Origin of the sequence: Cellvibrio sp. KY-YJ-3 (assembly GCF_008806955.1) — a bacterium.
Lineage (GTDB): Bacteria > Pseudomonadota > Gammaproteobacteria > Pseudomonadales > Cellvibrionaceae > Cellvibrio.
In genome coordinates this window covers 1,336,896-1,355,094 of the sequence record NZ_CP031727.1, presented here as the reverse complement: position 1 = coordinate 1,355,094, position 18,199 = coordinate 1,336,896, and the positions used below count along the sequence as shown (strand labels likewise).

The window sequence follows — 18,199 nt, the reverse complement described above, 5'->3', positions numbered from 1 at the left end:
CCAAAATAACAAGGTGGGACGTTCGCCTAAACAAATACCTCGGGTGTATTTACCCGAACCTCACTTTTTTCGGTTCGAATAAATTTAGTCGGGCGCGGGAGAGCATTGTCTTGGGGAAAGATGCGTTTAGCACCCGTGTGGGTGCAAACAATAAGCATCAACAGAATAAGAGACAATGCTATGACTCAACAGAATTTATCCCCCCAAGACACAACTCTCAGCAACACAAACCGGCTTTCTTCCATCATCGCCCCTGCTTTTAAATTCAGCCTGCTCAGCGCCTGCTTGCTGGGTTTAGTGGCCTGTGGTGGCGATAAGGGTGACAAGGGGGTGCGGGCCGGGTTGCCTTCCAGCTCATCGATGTCATCGTCGGTTGCGCCTTCATCGTCCAGCGCGGCGAGCAGCAGCCTCGCGCCGGATACCGAAGGGCTGACCATGCTCAAAACCGATGGCACCAAGTGGGTGAAAGCCAGCGGTAGACAGGTTCACCTGAAAGGCACCAACCTGGGCAACTGGTTGGTACAGGAATTTTGGATGATGGGCCAGGGCGGCAATGGGGTGCATGACCAATGTACGCTGGAGGCCGAGCTGACCGAGCGTTTTGGTTACGACGAAAAGGAGCGGTTGATCAAACTATTCCGCGACAACTGGATCAAGGAGCGCGATTGGGATCAGTTGCAGGCCTTTGGTTTTAATGTGGTACGCCTGCCGATTTTGTGGAACGTGATCGAAGACGAAAAGAACCCCAAAACCCTGCGTGCAGACGCTTGGCATTACATTGACTGGGCAATTGCCGAAGCGAAAGAGCGCGGCATGTATGTGATTCTTGATTTACACGGTGCACTGGGCGGCCAAACGCCGAATGATCACACCGGCTGCTCCGGCCAAAATCAGTATTGGACGAACAGCGAATATCAGGATCGCACCAAGTGGCTGTGGGAGCAGATTGCTACCCGCTACAAAGATGAACCCGTCGTCGCCGCTTATGACCCGCTCAATGAACCTTGGGGTTCCACCCCGGAAGACATGGCCGAGCGTGTGCTGGAGCTGTACGACACCATCCGCGCCATCGACGATAAACACATCATTATGTTGCACAGCCATTACGGCAGCATCGATGTGTATGGCGACCCGGCTGAACAGGGTATGACCAACGTTGCCTTTCAACTCCACCCCTACCCCGGCCTGTTTGGCGATAGACCCAACGACAGCCATTACGATATCCACCGCGACTGGCTGAAATGCGGTCAGGACGGCAAAGGCGGCGTGTGTTTCTGGGATACCAAACTCGAGGAACTGCAAACCCCGATGCTGATGGGTGAATTCCAGCCCTGGCAGGGCGCTGGTTTGGAGCTGGGCGGCAAAATCGGCCGCGCGACCTACGATATTTTTGCGGGCTACGATTGGGCGTCCACCAGTTGGTCGTACAAGTTGGTGACGATTGCCGGCGGCCAGGGCAACGGCCTGTGGGGCATGGTGACCAACGAGATCAATACCAGTCTGGACACGGGTGTGGGCATGATCACTAAAGCCAGCACTTGGGATTGCAACAACTGGGACTCCAGTTTTGCCGAGGCCTGCGCCAAAAAAGCCACCACCATTACCACCGGCGGCACCGAGGATAAAACCTATTACCTGGTGATAAAAACCGGTGCCAACGGCGGCGCGAGCCCGGATGTGACTTTCGACAGCATCAGCCTTAAAAACAACGCCACCAACGAGGAGCTGATCGCTAACGGCAACTTTGGCGCGGCGGGCGGTTGGTCTGAACTCACCATCAGCGGCGCGCTCAACTTTAACTACAACAATACCGATACCAGCAAAGCCCCAACCGGCAGCGACGGCGCGGTACTGCACATCACTCGCCCGAGCGGTGTAGAGGGTGAAATCAACGGTGCGCTCTACCAGCAAATCACCCTGAAAGGCGGCCAAACCTACAGTTTCAGCGGCGTATTTAAAGGGAATGGCAGCACCAATACCTGGGCCGAGATCTACCTGATCGAAGAAGAACCGGTCGCCGGTAAAGATGTTGTGGATAGCGCGGGCAAAGTGGATTTCACCACCGCACCCATCGAGGAGATTGAAGCGTTATTTACCAGCTACGGCGAAGTCGGTTACGACGTGCATGAAGGTCTGGCGCATTGGCTGGTGACCGATGAACACAACGATGTGTTCGACTACCCGGATCGCCCTACCGGTTTGGCACTGACAGTAACCGGCACCAACGCATCGCTGACCTGGACTGCAACACCGGGTACCGACATTAGCTATAACGTCTACCGTTCCAATTCGGCGGGCAGTAAAGGCACGTTAATCGCCGAAGACCTCGCCGTCACCAGCTATGCAGACAGCAACCTGAGTGATGACCAAACCTATTACTACTCAGTGACCGCGCGCAACAACATCGCCGAAAGCTACGCCAGTGATGCAGTGAATACACCCGTACTTTTCACCCCGGTGCCCGCCAAAATCGAAGCGGAAAATTACACCGCACAGAGTGGCAGCCAAAGCGAAAATACCGGTGATAGCGGCGGCGGACAAAACGTGGGGCATTTTGAAGCGGGCGATTTTGTGGAATACAAAATCAAAGTGGAAACAGCGGGCAATTACATCATTGAGTACCGCCTCGCGTCACAAACGGGTAGCACCGGTTTTAATGCACTGATTGACGGTGCGATTGTAGATACCCAAACCCTCGCACCCACTGGCGGTTGGCAGACTTATATCACCCAAAGCAGTGGTGCGATTGCTCTGCAACCCGGTAATTACACACTCAAGCTCAGCTCCATTGGCCAAGAGTGGAACCTCAACTGGATCAACATTAAAACGCAGTAAATGTTAATCCTACGCGCAGTATTTTTTAGCTAAGCCCTGTTGCCTCGCGCTGAATGTTTTATCACTCAGCACGAGGCTTTTTTATTTTTTATTTTTCTTATTTGTTTTATGCAGTTATTAACGGAGAGATGCTCTATGAAAAAACCATTACACCGATTGTTTATCGCCTTGGCATTCGCAGGGGCAAGCGGTGCACTCCATGCCGCCGACACCACGCCCCCAGCCAAAACCCTGAGTGTGTACACCACTGCCAAAGACAGCAATTTGCGTTTAACCCAAGGTGAAAGCCTTGCACTGCAACCGGCACAACAAGCACCGGAAACGGATATTGCGATTTTTGTGAATCCGCAAAAACACTATCAAACCTTTTTGGGTATCGGCGGTGCCATTACCGATGCCAGTGCCGAGACTTACGCCAAACTCAGCCGTACGAAAAAAGCGGAATTTTTGCGCGCTTATTACGACAAAAAAGACGGCATAGGTTACAGCCTGTTGCGCACCACGATTCACAGCTCCGACTTTGCCAGCCGCAGTCACACCTACATCAAAGAGGGCGATAAAGAATTAAAAACGTTTGATATAGCACCTGACAAAAAACATCGCATTCCCATGCTGCAACAGGCCATTAAAGCGGCCGGTGGAGAAATCACCACCTACGTCAGCCCCTGGAGTGCGCCGGCGTTTATGAAAGACACCAACAACATGCTGCAAGGCGGAAAATTATTGCCCGAGTACCGCGACGCCTGGGCCAATTATTATGTGAAATTTATTCAGGCGTACGAGAAGGCAGGCATCCCGATTTGGGGCCTGACACTTCAAAATGAACCCATGGCAAAACAGACGTGGGAATCCATGATTTATACCGCCGATGAAGAGCGCGACTTTTTAAAAAATCACCTTGGCCCCACGCTCAAAAAAGCCGGCATGGGCGATAAAAAAATTATTGTGTGGGATCACAACCGCGATTTAATTGTGCATCGCGCCAACACCATTATGGGCGACCCGGAAGCGGCGCAATATGTGTGGGGCATAGGCTTCCACTGGTATGAAACCTGGGCGGGTGGCAAACCTATGTACAACAACGTTGCCGAAGTTGCCAAGGCATACCCCAATGTGAATTTATTGCTCACCGAAGCAACGGTAGAAAAATTCAACGCCGAGCGCTATCACTACTGGCCCAACGCCGAACGTTACGGTGATTCCATCATTAACGATTTTAATTCCGGCGCAGTCGCCTGGACGGATTGGAATATTCTGCTCGACCACACTGGCGGCCCTAACCATGTTGGCAATTTTTGTTTCGCACCGATTCACGCGGACACCAATGGCGAATTAATTTACACACCGACTTATTATTATTTGGGTCACTTCTCCAAATTTATCCGCCCGGAAGCCAAACGCGTGAGCGCCGCCGCCAGTCGCAGCTTGTTACAAGTTACCTCTTTTATAAATACCGACAACACACTCGCCACCGTCGTGATGAACAGCAACAACACCCCCATCAACTACCGCCTGTACATCGGCGATCAAGAAACCAAAGTCACTATTCCTGCACATGCAATGCAGACCTTGGTGTATTGATTTAAATAACATTAGGCCCAAAAAAACCAAACCCGCCGGATGGCGGGTTTGGTTTGCCTCGCCCAACCAAAATCCCCCGCTTTACAAAAAATAATTATCTCCCTGCAAAAATCTGCGAATAATGGACATCCGTTTTGGTGCGGATTACGAATCCATTTGTTAATGCAAAATTTGCAAGGAGTTTACCCATGAAAAAAATCGCCCTATTGGCTGCAGCCATATTGCTTCACGGCTGTGCTACCGACAGCGACGGCACTGGCTTGAGCGCACAGAATAAACAGCAATTGCAAACGATTACCCAGGCCATGCCGGCAGAACACCAAGCCCGTCACGCGGCACGTAACCCGGTGGAAACGCTGGCATTTTTTGGCATTAAACCCGGTGATGTGGTGATTGAAGCCCTGCCGGGCGATGGCTGGTATTCCAAGATCCTGATGCCTTACTTGGGCGCGAATGGCCGTTTGATCGGGGTGGATTACAGCCTGGCGATGTGGCCGGAATTTGGTGGTTTTGCCACGCCGGAATTTATTGAAAAGCGCAAAGCGTGGCCCGCGCAATGGAGCAGCGATGCCAAAAATTGGGGTAGCGCCAAGGCCGAAGCCTATACCTTTGCGGATTTACCCGCCGAATTAACCGGCAAGGCGGATGCGGTATTGTTTATCCGTGCCCTGCACAATTTGGCGCGTTTTGACGCCAAGGGCAATTACCTGCAACAGGCACTGGCAGAGACCCATCGCGTATTAAAACCGGGCGGTTTGGTGGGCGTAGTGCAACATGCCATGAGTGAAGATAAACCCGACGCCTGGGCGGATGGCAGCCGTGGTTATTTGAAAGAGTCGGCGATTGTTGCGGCCATGACCGCCGCCGGTTTTGAGTTAGTGGGCAGCAGCGACATCAACAAAAACCCCAAGGACAACCCACAAGCGGACGACAATGTTTGGCGTTTGTTGCCCAGCTTGAGTGGCACCGAGGCGCAGAAAAACCAGAACCGGATGATTGGTGAATCCAACCGCGTGACTCTACTCTTCAGAAAGAAATAAGCTCGTGCCCGCGTTAAATGAGGCTATATTGGGCACCATTAACGCGGGCTGTTGTCCGAGTATGCTGTTGAATAACCCACGCGCATACCGCTGCGCGCACCGCCGCAATAGAGGAGCCCAATTGTGGATGATTTAGTGAGACTGGTGTACGCCAGTGAAGCGACCTTTGACGCTGCCGATCAGGGAATTGAGCTGGAAGTGGGGCGGATTCTGACCGAATCGCGCCGCAATAACGCCCGCGCCGAAGTGGGCGGTGTGCTCTATTACGGCAATGGATATTTTTTCCAATGTTTGGAAGGCCAGCGCGATGCGGTAGTGGAAACCTATCAACGCATTTGCAACGACCCGCGCCACAAGAACGCTAAAGTATTATTGAAAGGTTTCACCAAGCGCCGCCTGTTTCAGGATTGGAGCATGAAATATTTACCCGCTGAAAAAAATCTGCGCGATTTTTTAGCGCAACACAGCCTGACGGAATTTTCACCCTTTGATTACGATCGCGAAATGGTGGGACGTTTGTTAATTTTTTTCCAACAGGCCAAAGAGTCGGGAGAGCTTGCCGAAAACAGCGCCGAGCAACAACAAGCTGTCGCCACTGAAACCAATGAACAATCCAGCAAACAAGCTAAAACCGGTTGGCGCCGGTTATTTAACCGTGGATAGTTGCCTGACGCATGAATAACCACAGCATTAATCCCGGCGCGATTTTTTGCCATTACTTGCAACAACTGAAAGTAATTGTGGAAAAAATTGATCGCCACAGCGGTGGCGACAATGCTCTGCTGCAACACAGTTTGCACCCAGGCATGTTGCCGTTACTGGCGCAGCTGCGCACTGCGGCCAACTTTTCGCTGCGCTGCTGTTGCCCGCTCAGTGCGCGCCCGCGTATTACTTTTGATAATAGCGATGACACTTACGCCGGAGTGCAGTTACAACTCACCCAAACCATTGATTATTTGCAAGCCATTCCCGCTACAGATTTTATTCACGCCACCACCATCATTAGCGACCAGGCAGGTTTCACCAAGTTGCATTTACCCGCCTCGGAATATGCGCAGCTCTATGCTCTGCCCAATTTTTTCTTTCACCTCAGCATGGCTTACGCCATCGCCCGCGCTGCCGGTGTGCCACTGAGCAAAGGCGATTTCGACGGCTATCACCAGTACCCGGACGGATTTTCGTTTGTGCCGGAAACAACTCGTTAACCATTTAAAAAATCGCGCGACTTTGTGTCACATCAAATAATTTTCAGTTAGCTTTTTATTTTTTCCTGCGCCGGTATTAATTGATATATATCAATTTTAACAACGGGAATTTTCGTAACACTGCCTCTGTGAATTAACAACAGTTTTAACAGCAGAGGAAAAGAAAATGCGTCAATTAGTCATGGCATTGGTTATCGGCAGCAGCTGCGTTGCACCACTCGCACAAGCGCATGAAGCCGGGGACTTTTTAGTGCGTGTCGGTGTTGCCCAGGTTGCACCCGACGCCAGTAGCGGCACCGTATTAGGCGGTGGGGTGGATATAGAAGATGCAACCGGCCTTGGTTTCTCCGGCACCTGGTTTGCCACACCGCACATCGGTATTGAAGTATTGGCCGCCCTGCCATTTGAACACGACATTGTCGGCAGCGGTGCGCTCAAGGGGGTGGATATTGGCAGCACCCAACATTTACCGCCCACCATCTCCCTGCAGTATTACCCGCTGAGCCAAGGCAAATTCCAACCCTATGCCGGTATCGGCCTGAATTACACCACTTTTTTTGATACCAGCAGCAGCGCTACCTTGGACAGTGCCCTAAATGGCGATACCGACCTCTCACTCAAAGATTCCACCGGCCTCGCCTTGCAGCTGGGCGCCGACCTGCAACTCACCGACAACTGGTATTTGAATGCGGCCGTTTGGAAAATCGACATAGAAACCACCGCCCGTATTTATGTGGATGGCGCCCACGCCGCGAGTGTGGATGTGGCGATTGACCCATTGGTGTTTATGCTCGGCGCCGCTTACTCCTTTTAAATAAAATTTTTGTGGGGTTATGACATAAATCCCGGACTGAATGGTTCAGTTCGGGATTTTTTGTTTTTGGAGAGCAATTAATCTGGATTTTTTGCTTTATTTGCGGGGGCCGATGGCGGAATATTCTTCGTCTATCGTCATGGACTATGAGGAAATCACCTTGGTGGCTAGAGCCCATGTCTAATAATCAAAAAATAACGAATCAACCGGCGCAGAACGATAGCATCGCAAATGTGTTTATCGCCCTGCGCAGCACCCTGGCGCGCGCGGTTTCGCGCCTGGTACCGCCGAAAGAAGTGGAAGACATAGTGCAGGAAACCTATGTGCGGGTGTGTCAGGTGGATGCGCCGGAACAGATCCAGTTTCCGCGTTCATTTATGTTGCGCACAGCGCAAAACCTGGCGCTGGATCACCTGAAGCGCGCCGAAACGCGGCTGAGCGTCAGCCTGGATGATGAATTGGATTTGGAGGTGGCGGGTTACACCACCCGCGCCGACGATACCTTTGACCGGGTAGCAGCGAACCAGGAATTTGGCTTTTTTTGCGAGGCTGTGCGCCAACTGCCACAACAATGTCGCAAAGCGTTTGTCCTAAAAAAGGTGTACGGCTATTCGCAGAAAGAAATTGCACTGAGCTTGAACATCAGTGAAAACACGGTGGAAAAACACATCGCAACCGGCATAAAACGCTGCGCCCAATACATGGCCAGTTTGAAGCAGGGCGGCGATTCGCTATCAACGACGTTACCCAAGGCTCCGAGCGAGAGGAGCAAATCATGAGCAATATTATTGAGTTCCCCAACCGCGAGGCGATTTACGACCAGGCGAGCCTATGGATCGCGCGCATGGATCGCGAACTGACCAGCACCGAACAACAAGAACTGGCGCAATGGCTCGCTGCCAGCGAGCAGCATCGCAGCGTATTATTTGAAATGGCCGAGCTGTGGGACAAAATGGATAGCCTTGCCCGCCTTGCGGATTTATTTCAGGCGCCCGCCAAACCAGCGCGCCAACCGCGCTTTTACGGTGCGATTGCGGCGTCCGTTGCACTTCTGACGGTGGTGATCGGCTGGAACCTTGCGCCCCAAGTCCCCGGGCAATTGCTGGCGCTGCTGCCATTTCAGGAGCAAGTGGTGGATGGCGTTTATGAAACCGCGGTGGGCGAGCACTCCAACGTTAACCTGCCCGACGGCTCGCAACTGGTACTTAATACCAACAGCCGCGTCACCGTTAAATACAGCGATGATCACCGTTTATTTTTGCTGGAGCGCGGTGAAATTAATATTGAAGTCGCCCACGACAAGGATCGCCCCCTGAGCGTGATGGCGGGCAACAAAGTGGTGCAAGCAGTAGGTACGGCGTTCAACGTGCGCCTGCAAACCGACAATCAAGTTGCACTGCTGGTGACTGATGGCAAAGTATTGGTGGCGCAAAAAACGGTACAACAAACTATCGACAAAATCGTAGCCGAACGCTTACCGGCCAGTGCACTGGCGGTATCCAAGGGTGAAAAAATTATGCTCGGCGCCGAGCGCGAAACCATCGCCAAAGTGGATGACAATGAAATAGTCGCCAAGCTCAGCTGGCGCCAAGGCAATTTGGTTTTCCGCGGCGAAACACTGGAAGAAGCGCTGGTGGAAATTAACCGCTACACCTCGGTGCAGTTTGAAGTGGCAGATGAAAGCATCAAACAGGAGCGCATTGCCGGTTTATTTAAAGCGGGTGATGTGGATGGATTGCTCGCTGCACTTGAGCAGAATTTTAATATTCATAACCAGCGCATGGGCAACAATAAAATCCGTTTAAGCGCCAAATAATTAATCGCACACGGCTGGCCGCTTGCACTCCCTGTTGTTAGCGGCCAGCTTTTTAATATGTTGTACTTTTATCTCCCGTTTTGTCTTCACTTACCGCTTATTAACACTTTGACCAAAAGTCACCAACCCTGTTTTTATTCCGCACTTACAGACTGCAACCGATTACCACACAGCAAAATATCTGCCGTAAGCTAGGCTATGATAAAGATTAATGCGCCAACGCTTGTTCCCTGACACACAAGCCTTTAAGCTCCAAGCACTAGCCTATTGCTCTATTAACAAAAAACGCAGCCGCCAGCCACCCTCCCGCCGCTGCGCATAACTAAAATAAAGTGTTTACTGTGCAAATATTTCCTATGAGATGGCGGAAAAAAAATGGCCCCTCGTCTATTAAGCACGCGAGCAAGATGCTCGCGGCTGAGGTAAACGAGCAGGCGATTTTTCGAATGTTACTGTTTGCCCTCGCGGTCGGCACACCGCTGTCCGCGCAGGCAGAAAATAATAGCCTCGACAAAATTATCCAGTTCAATATTCCTCAGCAACGGGCAGATCTTTCGCTCACTGAGTTTGCTGAACAGGCTGATATTACGTTGCTGTTTCCATTTAATGACGCAATGGAAATAACTACGAATAAATTAGTCGGTCGCTATTCCATCGAACAAGCCGCACGGCTGTTAGTGGCGAATACCAACCTCAGTGTAAAGATTGACGAGAAAGGTCTGCTGACTATCACGACCCATCAGTCTCTTGAGGAGTTGGATTCAATGCACAATAAAAATAAACTCAGCGCTATTATCGGTATTGTCACCTCCATGGCAGGTGTACAGGCATTAGCGCAGGACACCACAGCCCCGCTTGGCGCAAACGACCAAGTCGAAGAATTAATGGTTACCGGTATTCGCGGCAGTTTGCAGCGCGCAATGGATGTTAAGCGCGCCGCAGGCGGTGTAGTGGATGCCATCTCATCGGAAGATATTGGTAAGTTTCCCGACACCAACGTCGCCGAATCTTTACAACGCATTACCGGTGTATCTATCGACCGTTCTGGCGGTGAAGGTCAATTAATTACCGTGCGCGGTTTTGGCCCGGAATTTAATACCGTGTTAATTAATGGTCGCCAAATGGCTACCGAAAATATGTCGCGCGCATTTAGTTTCGATACGGTTGCATCGGAATTGGTGAGCGGTTTGGAAGTACACAAAACGTCAACTGCCACCATGCAATCTGGCGGTGTTGGTTCAACCGTTAACGTAAAAACGGCGCGCCCATTTGCAATTGGCGATTTCAAAGTTGCTGGCAGTGTAAAAGCGGCAATGGAAGAGAACAGCGAAGAAACCACGCCACAAATTTCCGGTTTGGTAAGCAATGTATTTAACGATGGTCAATTCGGTGTACTGCTTGCTGTTTCCCATCAAGAGCGCGACACCCGTTTAAATCAGGCGCAAATGGACGGCTGGTTAGAAAACGTAGGCATCCCCACTGAAGAATTAAATGGCGGCGCAGGTGTTCCCGCAGGCACTACCATTTTTTCACCGCGCAATTACGATCACAAAGTCACCTTTGAAGAACGCACCCGTACCAACGCATCCTTGGTATTGCAATTTGCCGCATCGGATGATTTAACCATTACCACCGATGCTATTTATTCTGATTTTGATATTGAAACGAACGCGCTCTCTTATGGCCACTGGTTTACCGCGCCTAACATCACCGATGCCATTACTGATGAAAATGGCACAGTGACTGATTTGCGTCAGGAAGTGGGTTTGGCCACCGACATGCACGCGAAAAAATTTGATCGCCTCACCGAAACATCGCTGCTCGGCTTTAACGCTGACTGGCAAGTGAGCGATAAATTAAATTTAAATTTTGACGCAACCTATTCCAAAGCTGAGCGCGATGCCAATAACGGCGGTGGCGATCAATTGTCATTGATTGGTTACGCCAACCGTGTTCGCTTCCAGGTCGATGACGGCATACTTCCGGTAGCAAGCGAATTTGATACCGCCAGTCCCGACATTTTTTCCGGTCAACAGGAATTGGATGGCACTGCCTATCGCGATCCGAGCGCGCCAAATTATGTTGCACCTGCGGGCGTGGGTGATTTCCTCGACAAAGACAACAGCCGTGCCCACGTAATGTTGCGTCGCGGTTGGGCCGTTGAAGATGAAGTGAGCCAATTCAAAATGGACGGCACTTGGGATGAAGGCACAGACTCAGGTTTGGTAAAAGTTAAATTCGGCACCATGTTTTCTACCGAGAGCAAAGCACTTGATCGCTGGGACAACGAAGGTGTAGGCATTCACTGTACTTATTGCGGCTACCCCGACTCGCCGATTATTCCTGCCGATATGCAATATGTGTTTGATGCTGGTAGCGATTTCCTGAGCGATGTCAGTGGCAGTGGCCGTATGCCTACCCAATGGTTGGCACACGACGGGGAAGCGCAATTTGCGTATTTGGAAAGCACCAGTGGTCGCAATTTTGACGCCGTAAAACGCGATAACTCATTTGTGGTTGATGAAGACACTATCTCGTTTTATTTGGAATCTGAGTTTGCAGGCGATCTGGGCGGCATGCCAATTTCTGCGATTGGTGGCGTGCGGGTTGAATCCACAGATGTAAAAGTACGTGGTACCGAAGCACCAGTAACCGGCCTGCGCATTCTGGATGAAACCGAAATGCTCGCCGAATTTGGCACTGCGCAAGCAATTAGCGAAGACAGTAGCTACGATGCAATTCTGCCGAATATGAGCATCAAACTGGAAATCACCGATGACATGGTAGTGCGCGCTGCCGCTTCAAAAAGTTTGACGCGCCCTACACTCACAAGCATGGCGCCGGTAACCGTTATTACTACCACTCGCCAAGGTGGCAACCTGACCTCCACCAGTGGTAATGCTGCACTGGAACCCTTTGAGTCTGATAACTTCGACTTATCCTGGGAGTGGTATTACGACGATGCGAGTTATGTCTCCGCGGGTTATTTCAAAAAAGATGTAGCCAACTTTATTGTTAACTCGGTTGCCGATAAAACCTTCACCCTGCCCAACGGCAGCTTACTCACTGACCCTTCCACCGGTACCAATACCAATGCACCTGACGCGGGTGATTCAGTCGCGGTATTTAAAAATACCCTACCGAACAACGGCGAAAATGCCACCGTGGATGGTGTTGAGTTAGGTATTCAGCATACCTTCGGCGAAACCGGTTTTGGTGTGATGTTCAACACCACGTTGGTAGATAGCGATGCCGAGCTTGACCCTGCAGATGTGACTCAAGTGTTCGCACTGACCGGTTTGAGCGACTCAATGAACCTGGTGGGATTCTATGAACAAGGGCCGATCCAGATTCGTTTGGCCTACAACCAACGCGGTGATTTTGTGCAATCGCTCACCCAAAGTAACGGCAATGGCCCAACTATTGTTGAAGACTACGAGCAGTGGGACTTGAGTGCGAGTTACGACATCACCGATGAAATTACCGTATTTGTTGAAGGCATCAACCTGACCGAAGAATATGTGCACAAACGTGGTCGCTACGCCAATCAACTCTTGTTGGTTGAAGACAGTGGCCGTCGCTGGGCACTTGGTGTAAGAGCCAGCTTCTAATGCAAAACCGGTTAAAAACTTTCTCCGTTGTTAAACAGCTCATAGCCATAACGCTATGATTTTAGGCCGTTGCATTTGCAGCGGCCCTTTTTATTTCAGCTGCTTTAGTTGTTTTAGTTTTTTAACTGCGAGCACATCATGAATAATAAAATTGCATCAGTTGTCATTGTCGGCGGCGGCACCGCAGGCTGGCTTACCGCCGGGCGTATCGCGGCGCAACATCGCACCCAAACCGGCAGCACGATTAGTGTCACACTGGTTGAATCCCCCACTATTCCCATTATCGGCGTTGGCGAAGGCACTTGGCCCACCATGCGCTCTACCTTAATGAAACTGGGCATTTCCGAAACGGATTTTATTCGCGAGTGCGACGCCTCGTTTAAGCAGGGTGCAAAATTTGCCCGCTGGGTCACTGGCACACCCGATGATTTTTATTATCACCCCTTAATGCTGCCGCAGGGTTTTGGCAAAACCAATATGGCGGCCCATTGGCAAGCGCTGCGCAACGAGCAACAGCTGCAAGAATCGTTTTCCGCAGCGACCTGTTTTCAGGAAGCCATTTGCGAATTAGGCCTTGCGCCTAAAATGATTACCACCCCGGAATTTAATTCCGTCGCCAATTACGCTTACCATTTAAATGCGGGAAAATTTTCCACCTTTTTACAAAAACACTGCACCGAAAAACTCGGCGTACTGCATGTGTTAGCCGATGTGGTGAGTATTAATTCCGCCGACAATGGCGATATTCGCTCAGTCACTACCGCACAAGCCGGTGAAATTTCCGGTGATTTATTTGTGGATTGCACCGGCTTTCAATCACTGTTGTTAGGCCAACATTTGCAAGTGCCCTTTGTGGATTGCAGCGATGTGTTATTTATTGATAATGCACTTGCCGTGCAAATTCCCTACGACAGCGACGACGCTCCTATCGCCTCGCATACTATTTCCACCGCGCAGGACGCCGGTTGGATTTGGGATATAGGCTTAATTCATCGCCGTGGTGTCGGTCACGTATATTCCAGTCGTCATACCAGTGAAGACCAAGCCACCGCAAAACTCGCCGCCTATATTGGCCCGGCGTTTAACAATGCCAGCTTGCGCAAAATCCCCCTGCCCTGCGGCCACCGCGATATTTTCTGGAAAAATAATTGTGTGGCCGTGGGTTTGTCTGCCGGTTTTCTTGAACCGCTGGAAGCATCGGCACTGGTATTAGTGGAGCTATCGGCAAGCATGATCGCCGAACAATTGCCCGCCTGCCGCGCGTTGATGGATATCACCGCCAAACGTTTTAACGAAACATTCCGCTACCGCTGGGATCGCATTATTGATTTCCTGAAACTGCATTACATTTTAAGTAAACGCACCGACAATGCATTCTGGATAGACAACCGCGACCCGGCGACTATTCCTGCAAGCCTGCAAGAATTAATGCAGTTGTGGCGCTACCAGCCGCCAGGTGATCACGACTTCACCAGCAATAACGAAGTGTTTCCGGCCGCCAGTTATCAATATGTGCTTTACGGTATGGGTTTTGAAACCTGTTACGACTACAGCGAGCACCTGCTGCGCGACAACCAGTTTGCACAAGAACAATTTATGAAAAATAAAAAGACCATCGAACAGGTAACACGCAGCCTGCCGAGCAACCGCGAGTTGCTGCAAAAAATTCACCTGCATGGTTTGCAAACATTGTAATTATTATTTAATCGCACACGAGACAATCACATGACGCAATTTGTCGCACTGCATAATCAACACCACCAACAACTGCGCATAGACCCGGAGCGCATTGAAGCGCTGGGTGCACACCAACATATGGTGCCGGTGGTGCTGAGTGAATTTTTAAAACTGGTGGTGCACTACCCCATAGTATTTAGCAAAAATAGCGAGACCGGCCAGTTTGTGTGTAGCGCATTGTTGGGGTTTACCGCTGGGGAAAATCTGTTTTGGCAAAACAATCAATGGCAGGGAATTTACACACCGCTACAAATTATGCGCCAGCCATTTTTTATTGGCGAACAGCAAGGGCAAACCATTATTTGTATCGATATGGAGAGCAATGTATTAACAACCGGCAAAGGCGAAGCTATTTTTGATAGCAGTGGGCAAGAGACCGATTATTTACAGCAAGCAAAAACACGCCTCGCCGCGCTCATTAACGGCGAAAATGAGACCCAGGTGTTTATCAAAACGTTACTGGCGCTAAATTTGATTATGCCCATGGCACTGGACATCAGTTTTGCCAACCAACAGCAACAGCGCATCCAGGGTTTATATACCATCAATGAAGAAACACTGGCACAACTGGGTAGCGAGCAACTGATGCAGTTACAGCAGCAGGGTTATTTAAAACCCATCTACACCATGATTGCTTCACTCGGGCAGATTTACGCACTGATCCAGAAAAAAAATGCACAACTTGGATTGGCGTGATATGCACAACCAGTGGCAAGTGCAGGTTCATTATTTAGGGCAGGAAAAAAATCCGCTGCTGGTTATCGACCAGTTTGCCACTGCACCGGAACAGTTAATTGCTGAGGCCTGCAATGCGCCGGGTTTTAGTGCGCAGGCCAGCGATTTTTATCCCGGCTTGCGCAAACCGGTCGATCCGCTTTACGCACAACAAAGCCTTGCCTTGGTAGCACCGCTGGTAAAACAACATTTTTTAATTGCCGAACCCTCACGGGCCGAACTGAGCTTGTGTGCATTTTCACTCACCACCACACCCGCCGATAAATTGCGCCCCATTCAAGCCGTACCCCACATAGACACACCAGACCCACTGCAATTTGCGATGGTGCATTATTTATGCGAGGAACAATTTGGCGGCACCTCGTTTTACCGGCACCGTAGCAGTGGCTATGAAACCATTACCGAACCGCGCATGGCGGATTATTTCAAGACAGTAAAACAGGAATTGATGGCGCAGAACCGACGCGAATTTGATTACATCAATGGCGATACCGAACTTTTCCAACGCATTGGACAGGTGCCGGTAAAATTTAATCGCTGCATTGTTTATCGCAGCAATTTACTGCACTCGGGCGATATCAATCCAACACTGGGTTTAAGCGCAAACCCTCGCGAGGGGCGCCTGACCATTAACAGTTTTTTCCGTTTCCGTTAAAAGTCGCTGAATGCACTGCCAAACAATCCGTAGCAATCAACTCACTTAGCTTCTGGCGTTTTAATCCTCCTTAGAATTCCCACTTTGTGCACCAGTACTCCCTTCCCGCCATTCAAGCGCTTGTTGTTGGGGAATGAATGGGCTTAATATGTAACCGATTACAAACATATACCCATCCCCCCAACAATAACATCAGGGTTTCGTTTTTCCGATAACCCATCGGGGCGATGGTCGGGTTTGTAGCTGTTCACCAAGCTCCAGGCACCACCTAATTACAACAATAAATCAACCACTTATACGACTCTGTTTGCTAACTCTAACGTTTGAACGCAGTCATTTGCCCATGGGGCAAAACCCGCACTGCCAAAAGGAATCATTATGAAAAACCTGACAACGCTCAAAAAATCTCTCGTTAAAAAATCTTCTCTGGCGCTAGCCACTTCAATGCTGCTGGCGTCCGCAATGGTCGCGCCGGCCTTTGCGGGCTGGACGGTAAATGGCACCCAGGTGCTGGACCCCAACGGCAATAGCTTTGTCTTTCGCGGGGTTAACCACGCCCATACCTGGTACACCGACCGTCTGAATAAATCGCTCAGTGATATCGCGGCGACTGGCGCCAACTCGGTGCGGGTAGTACTGAGCAATGGCACCCAGTGGACGCGCAATAACGGCGCCGATGTCACCAACGTCATCAACCAATGCAAGGTTAATAAACTGGTCTGTGTGCTGGAAGTGCATGACTCCACCGGCTTCGGCGAGAGCGCGGCTGCCACCCATATCAGCCGCGCCACCGAGTATTGGTTAAGTGCCGATATCAAAGCGGCGATTACCGGTCAGGAAGATTATGTGATTGTGAATATCGCCAACGAACCCTTTGGCAATAGCACTTCGGCGGCAACTTATACCGCCGACCATATCACCGCCATCCGTGCGCTGCGCGCGGGCGGCCTCACCCATATGTTGATGGTGGATGCCGCCAACTGGGGGCAGGATTGGCAAAACGCCATGCGCGACAACGCGCCCACCATTTTGGCGGCAGATACACTCCAAAATGTGGTTTTCTCTGTGCATATGTATGAGGTGTATAACAACGCGGCGATTGTGCAGAGCTATTTGAACAGCTTCCAAACCCGTGGCTTGGCGATTGTGGTGGGCGAGTTTGGCGCCGAGCATAACGGCAGCAATGTGGCGGAAGAGGCGATATTGCAATATGCGCAGGATATGGGCATAGGTTATTTGGGCTGGAGCTGGTCGGGCAATGGCAGCTGTTGCGTGCCGCTGGATATAGTCAACAACTGGAACCCGGCATCGCTCAGCACTTGGGGTAACTTCCTGATCAACAGTGCCAACGGCATTAAAGCCACCGCCAAACTAGCGACCCATTTCGGTGGCACCAGCAGCTCAAGCAGTGTTGCTAGTAGTTCGAGCATTGCGCCCAGCTCGTCTTCTGCGCCATCTTCCTCCGCGACAAGTTCATCCAGCAGTTCGAGTTCTATTGCTGGCAACGAAACCTGTAACTGGTACGGCAATCGCTATCCCATTTGTGTAACCACCGCGAGTGGGTGGGGTTGGGAGAATCAACAAAGTTGCGTCGGTCGCACCAGCTGTGCGGCATTGCCTGCACCTTGGGGCATCGAAGGTAGTGGCACGGCCAGTTCAGCACCGAGTAGCTCAGCCCCCAGCAGTGCAGCGCCGAGCTCCGTGCCAGCGTCCAGCAGCAGTGCGGCACCCAGCTCAATACCGGCATCGAGCAGCGCGGCGTCCAGCAGCCTTGCCAATACCGGCGGCGTGAGCTGCAGTTATGTGGTGACCAATTCCTGGGGTTCCGGTTTTACCGGTGCGATTCGGGTGACCAATACCGGCACCGCCAGCAAATCGGGCTGGAGCGCCAGCTGGCAGTATTCCGGCAACAACCGTATTACCAGCTCCTGGAATACCAACCTGAGTGGCAGTAACCCTTACACCGCCACCAATGTGAGCTGGAATGGCACTATCGCCGCCGGGCAAACCGTGGAGATTGGTTTTCAGGGCAATACCAACGGTGGCAGCGTGGAAGTGCCGGCAGTAACCTGTCGTTAATTGTTTAGATTGCTGCGATAACTGCAACACAAGAAATAAAAAAATCGCCCGCACTTTTTGAAAGTGACGGGCGATTTTTTTGCAGATAAAT

Annotated in this window: 13 protein-coding genes; all 13 read left to right on the top strand. The window is 51.0% G+C overall.

Annotated features, from left to right (window positions below; all coding sequences use genetic code 11):
• Window positions 1-180: 180 nt before the first annotated feature.
• The 13 genes from D0B88_RS05685 to D0B88_RS05625 all read left to right on the top strand — a co-directional run bounded on the left by D0B88_RS05685 (window position 181) and on the right by D0B88_RS05625 (window position 18,108).
• Window positions 181-2,835 (top strand): cellulase family glycosylhydrolase, encoded by a 2,655-nt coding sequence (locus D0B88_RS05685; protein ID WP_225318552.1) that lies wholly within the window; start codon window positions 181-183, stop codon window positions 2,833-2,835.
• A gap of 135 nt (window positions 2,836-2,970) precedes the next feature.
• Window positions 2,971-4,416, top strand: coding sequence for a glycoside hydrolase family 30 beta sandwich domain-containing protein (locus tag D0B88_RS05680; RefSeq protein WP_225318551.1), 1,446 nt, complete (start codon window positions 2,971-2,973; stop codon window positions 4,414-4,416).
• A gap of 188 nt (window positions 4,417-4,604) precedes the next feature.
• Window positions 4,605-5,456, top strand: coding sequence for a class I SAM-dependent methyltransferase (locus D0B88_RS05675; RefSeq protein ID WP_151055771.1), 852 nt, complete (start codon window positions 4,605-4,607; stop codon window positions 5,454-5,456).
• 123 nt (window positions 5,457-5,579) lie between these two features.
• Window positions 5,580-6,119: a BLUF domain-containing protein gene (locus D0B88_RS05670; RefSeq protein WP_007638332.1), complete on the top strand. Its 540-nt coding sequence runs from the start codon at window positions 5,580-5,582 to the stop codon at window positions 6,117-6,119.
• 11 nt (window positions 6,120-6,130) lie between these two features.
• The gene (locus D0B88_RS05665; protein WP_007638334.1) at window positions 6,131-6,661 is read left to right on the top strand and encodes a DUF1993 domain-containing protein; all 531 of its coding nucleotides are present in this window, start codon (window positions 6,131-6,133) and stop codon (window positions 6,659-6,661) included.
• 166 nt (window positions 6,662-6,827) lie between these two features.
• Window positions 6,828-7,475 carry an OmpW family protein gene (locus tag D0B88_RS05660; protein ID WP_151055767.1) on the top strand — a complete coding sequence of 216 codons (648 nt, stop codon included), beginning with the start codon at window positions 6,828-6,830 and terminating at the stop codon, window positions 7,473-7,475.
• A gap of 176 nt (window positions 7,476-7,651) precedes the next feature.
• On the top strand, window positions 7,652-8,254 hold the full coding sequence (locus D0B88_RS05655; protein WP_151055765.1) for an RNA polymerase sigma factor: 603 nt from the start codon (window positions 7,652-7,654) through the stop codon (window positions 8,252-8,254).
• A complete protein-coding gene (locus tag D0B88_RS05650) occupies window positions 8,251-9,291 on the top strand; it encodes a FecR family protein (protein ID WP_151055763.1) in 1,041 nt (346 codons plus the stop codon). The genes D0B88_RS05655 and D0B88_RS05650 overlap by 4 nt, the downstream gene beginning before the upstream one ends.
• Window positions 9,292-9,737: 446 nt before the next feature.
• Window positions 9,738-12,902 carry a TonB-dependent receptor gene (locus tag D0B88_RS05645; RefSeq protein ID WP_225318550.1) on the top strand — a complete coding sequence of 1,055 codons (3,165 nt, stop codon included), beginning with the start codon at window positions 9,738-9,740 and terminating at the stop codon, window positions 12,900-12,902.
• Window positions 12,903-13,040: 138 nt separating this feature from the next.
• The gene (locus tag D0B88_RS05640) at window positions 13,041-14,597 is read left to right on the top strand and encodes a tryptophan halogenase family protein (protein ID WP_151055761.1); all 1,557 of its coding nucleotides are present in this window, start codon (window positions 13,041-13,043) and stop codon (window positions 14,595-14,597) included.
• A 30-nt stretch (window positions 14,598-14,627) separates the two neighbouring features.
• Window positions 14,628-15,335, top strand: coding sequence for a SapC family protein (locus D0B88_RS05635; protein WP_007638345.1), 708 nt, complete (start codon window positions 14,628-14,630; stop codon window positions 15,333-15,335).
• Window positions 15,313-16,029 carry a DUF6445 family protein gene (locus D0B88_RS05630; protein ID WP_151055759.1) on the top strand — a complete coding sequence of 239 codons (717 nt, stop codon included), beginning with the start codon at window positions 15,313-15,315 and terminating at the stop codon, window positions 16,027-16,029. The genes D0B88_RS05635 and D0B88_RS05630 overlap by 23 nt, the downstream gene beginning before the upstream one ends.
• Before the next feature lie 378 nt (window positions 16,030-16,407).
• Window positions 16,408-18,108, top strand: coding sequence for a cellulase family glycosylhydrolase (locus D0B88_RS05625; protein ID WP_151055757.1), 1,701 nt, complete (start codon window positions 16,408-16,410; stop codon window positions 18,106-18,108).
• Window positions 18,109-18,199: the final 91 nt, after the last annotated feature.

What these genes read in the sequence shown, in the direction of transcription:
- D0B88_RS05655 (WP_151055765.1), top strand. Translation starts at nt 7,652, where the DNA reads ATGTCTAATAATCAAAAAATAACGAATCAACCGGCGCAGAACGATAGC.
- D0B88_RS05635 (WP_007638345.1), top strand. Translation starts at nt 14,628, where the DNA reads ATGACGCAATTTGTCGCACTGCATAATCAACACCACCAACAACTGCGC.
- D0B88_RS05685 (WP_225318552.1), top strand. Translation starts at nt 181, where the DNA reads ATGACTCAACAGAATTTATCCCCCCAAGACACAACTCTCAGCAACACA.
- D0B88_RS05645 (WP_225318550.1), top strand. Translation starts at nt 9,738, where the DNA reads ATGTTACTGTTTGCCCTCGCGGTCGGCACACCGCTGTCCGCGCAGGCA.
- D0B88_RS05665 (WP_007638334.1), top strand. Translation starts at nt 6,131, where the DNA reads ATGAATAACCACAGCATTAATCCCGGCGCGATTTTTTGCCATTACTTG.
- D0B88_RS05625 (WP_151055757.1), top strand. Translation starts at nt 16,408, where the DNA reads ATGAAAAACCTGACAACGCTCAAAAAATCTCTCGTTAAAAAATCTTCT.
- D0B88_RS05675 (WP_151055771.1), top strand. Translation starts at nt 4,605, where the DNA reads ATGAAAAAAATCGCCCTATTGGCTGCAGCCATATTGCTTCACGGCTGT.
- D0B88_RS05640 (WP_151055761.1), top strand. Translation starts at nt 13,041, where the DNA reads ATGAATAATAAAATTGCATCAGTTGTCATTGTCGGCGGCGGCACCGCA.
- D0B88_RS05630 (WP_151055759.1), top strand. Translation starts at nt 15,313, where the DNA reads ATGCACAACTTGGATTGGCGTGATATGCACAACCAGTGGCAAGTGCAG.
- D0B88_RS05650 (WP_151055763.1), top strand. Translation starts at nt 8,251, where the DNA reads ATGAGCAATATTATTGAGTTCCCCAACCGCGAGGCGATTTACGACCAG.
- D0B88_RS05660 (WP_151055767.1), top strand. Translation starts at nt 6,828, where the DNA reads ATGCGTCAATTAGTCATGGCATTGGTTATCGGCAGCAGCTGCGTTGCA.
- D0B88_RS05680 (WP_225318551.1), top strand. Translation starts at nt 2,971, where the DNA reads ATGAAAAAACCATTACACCGATTGTTTATCGCCTTGGCATTCGCAGGG.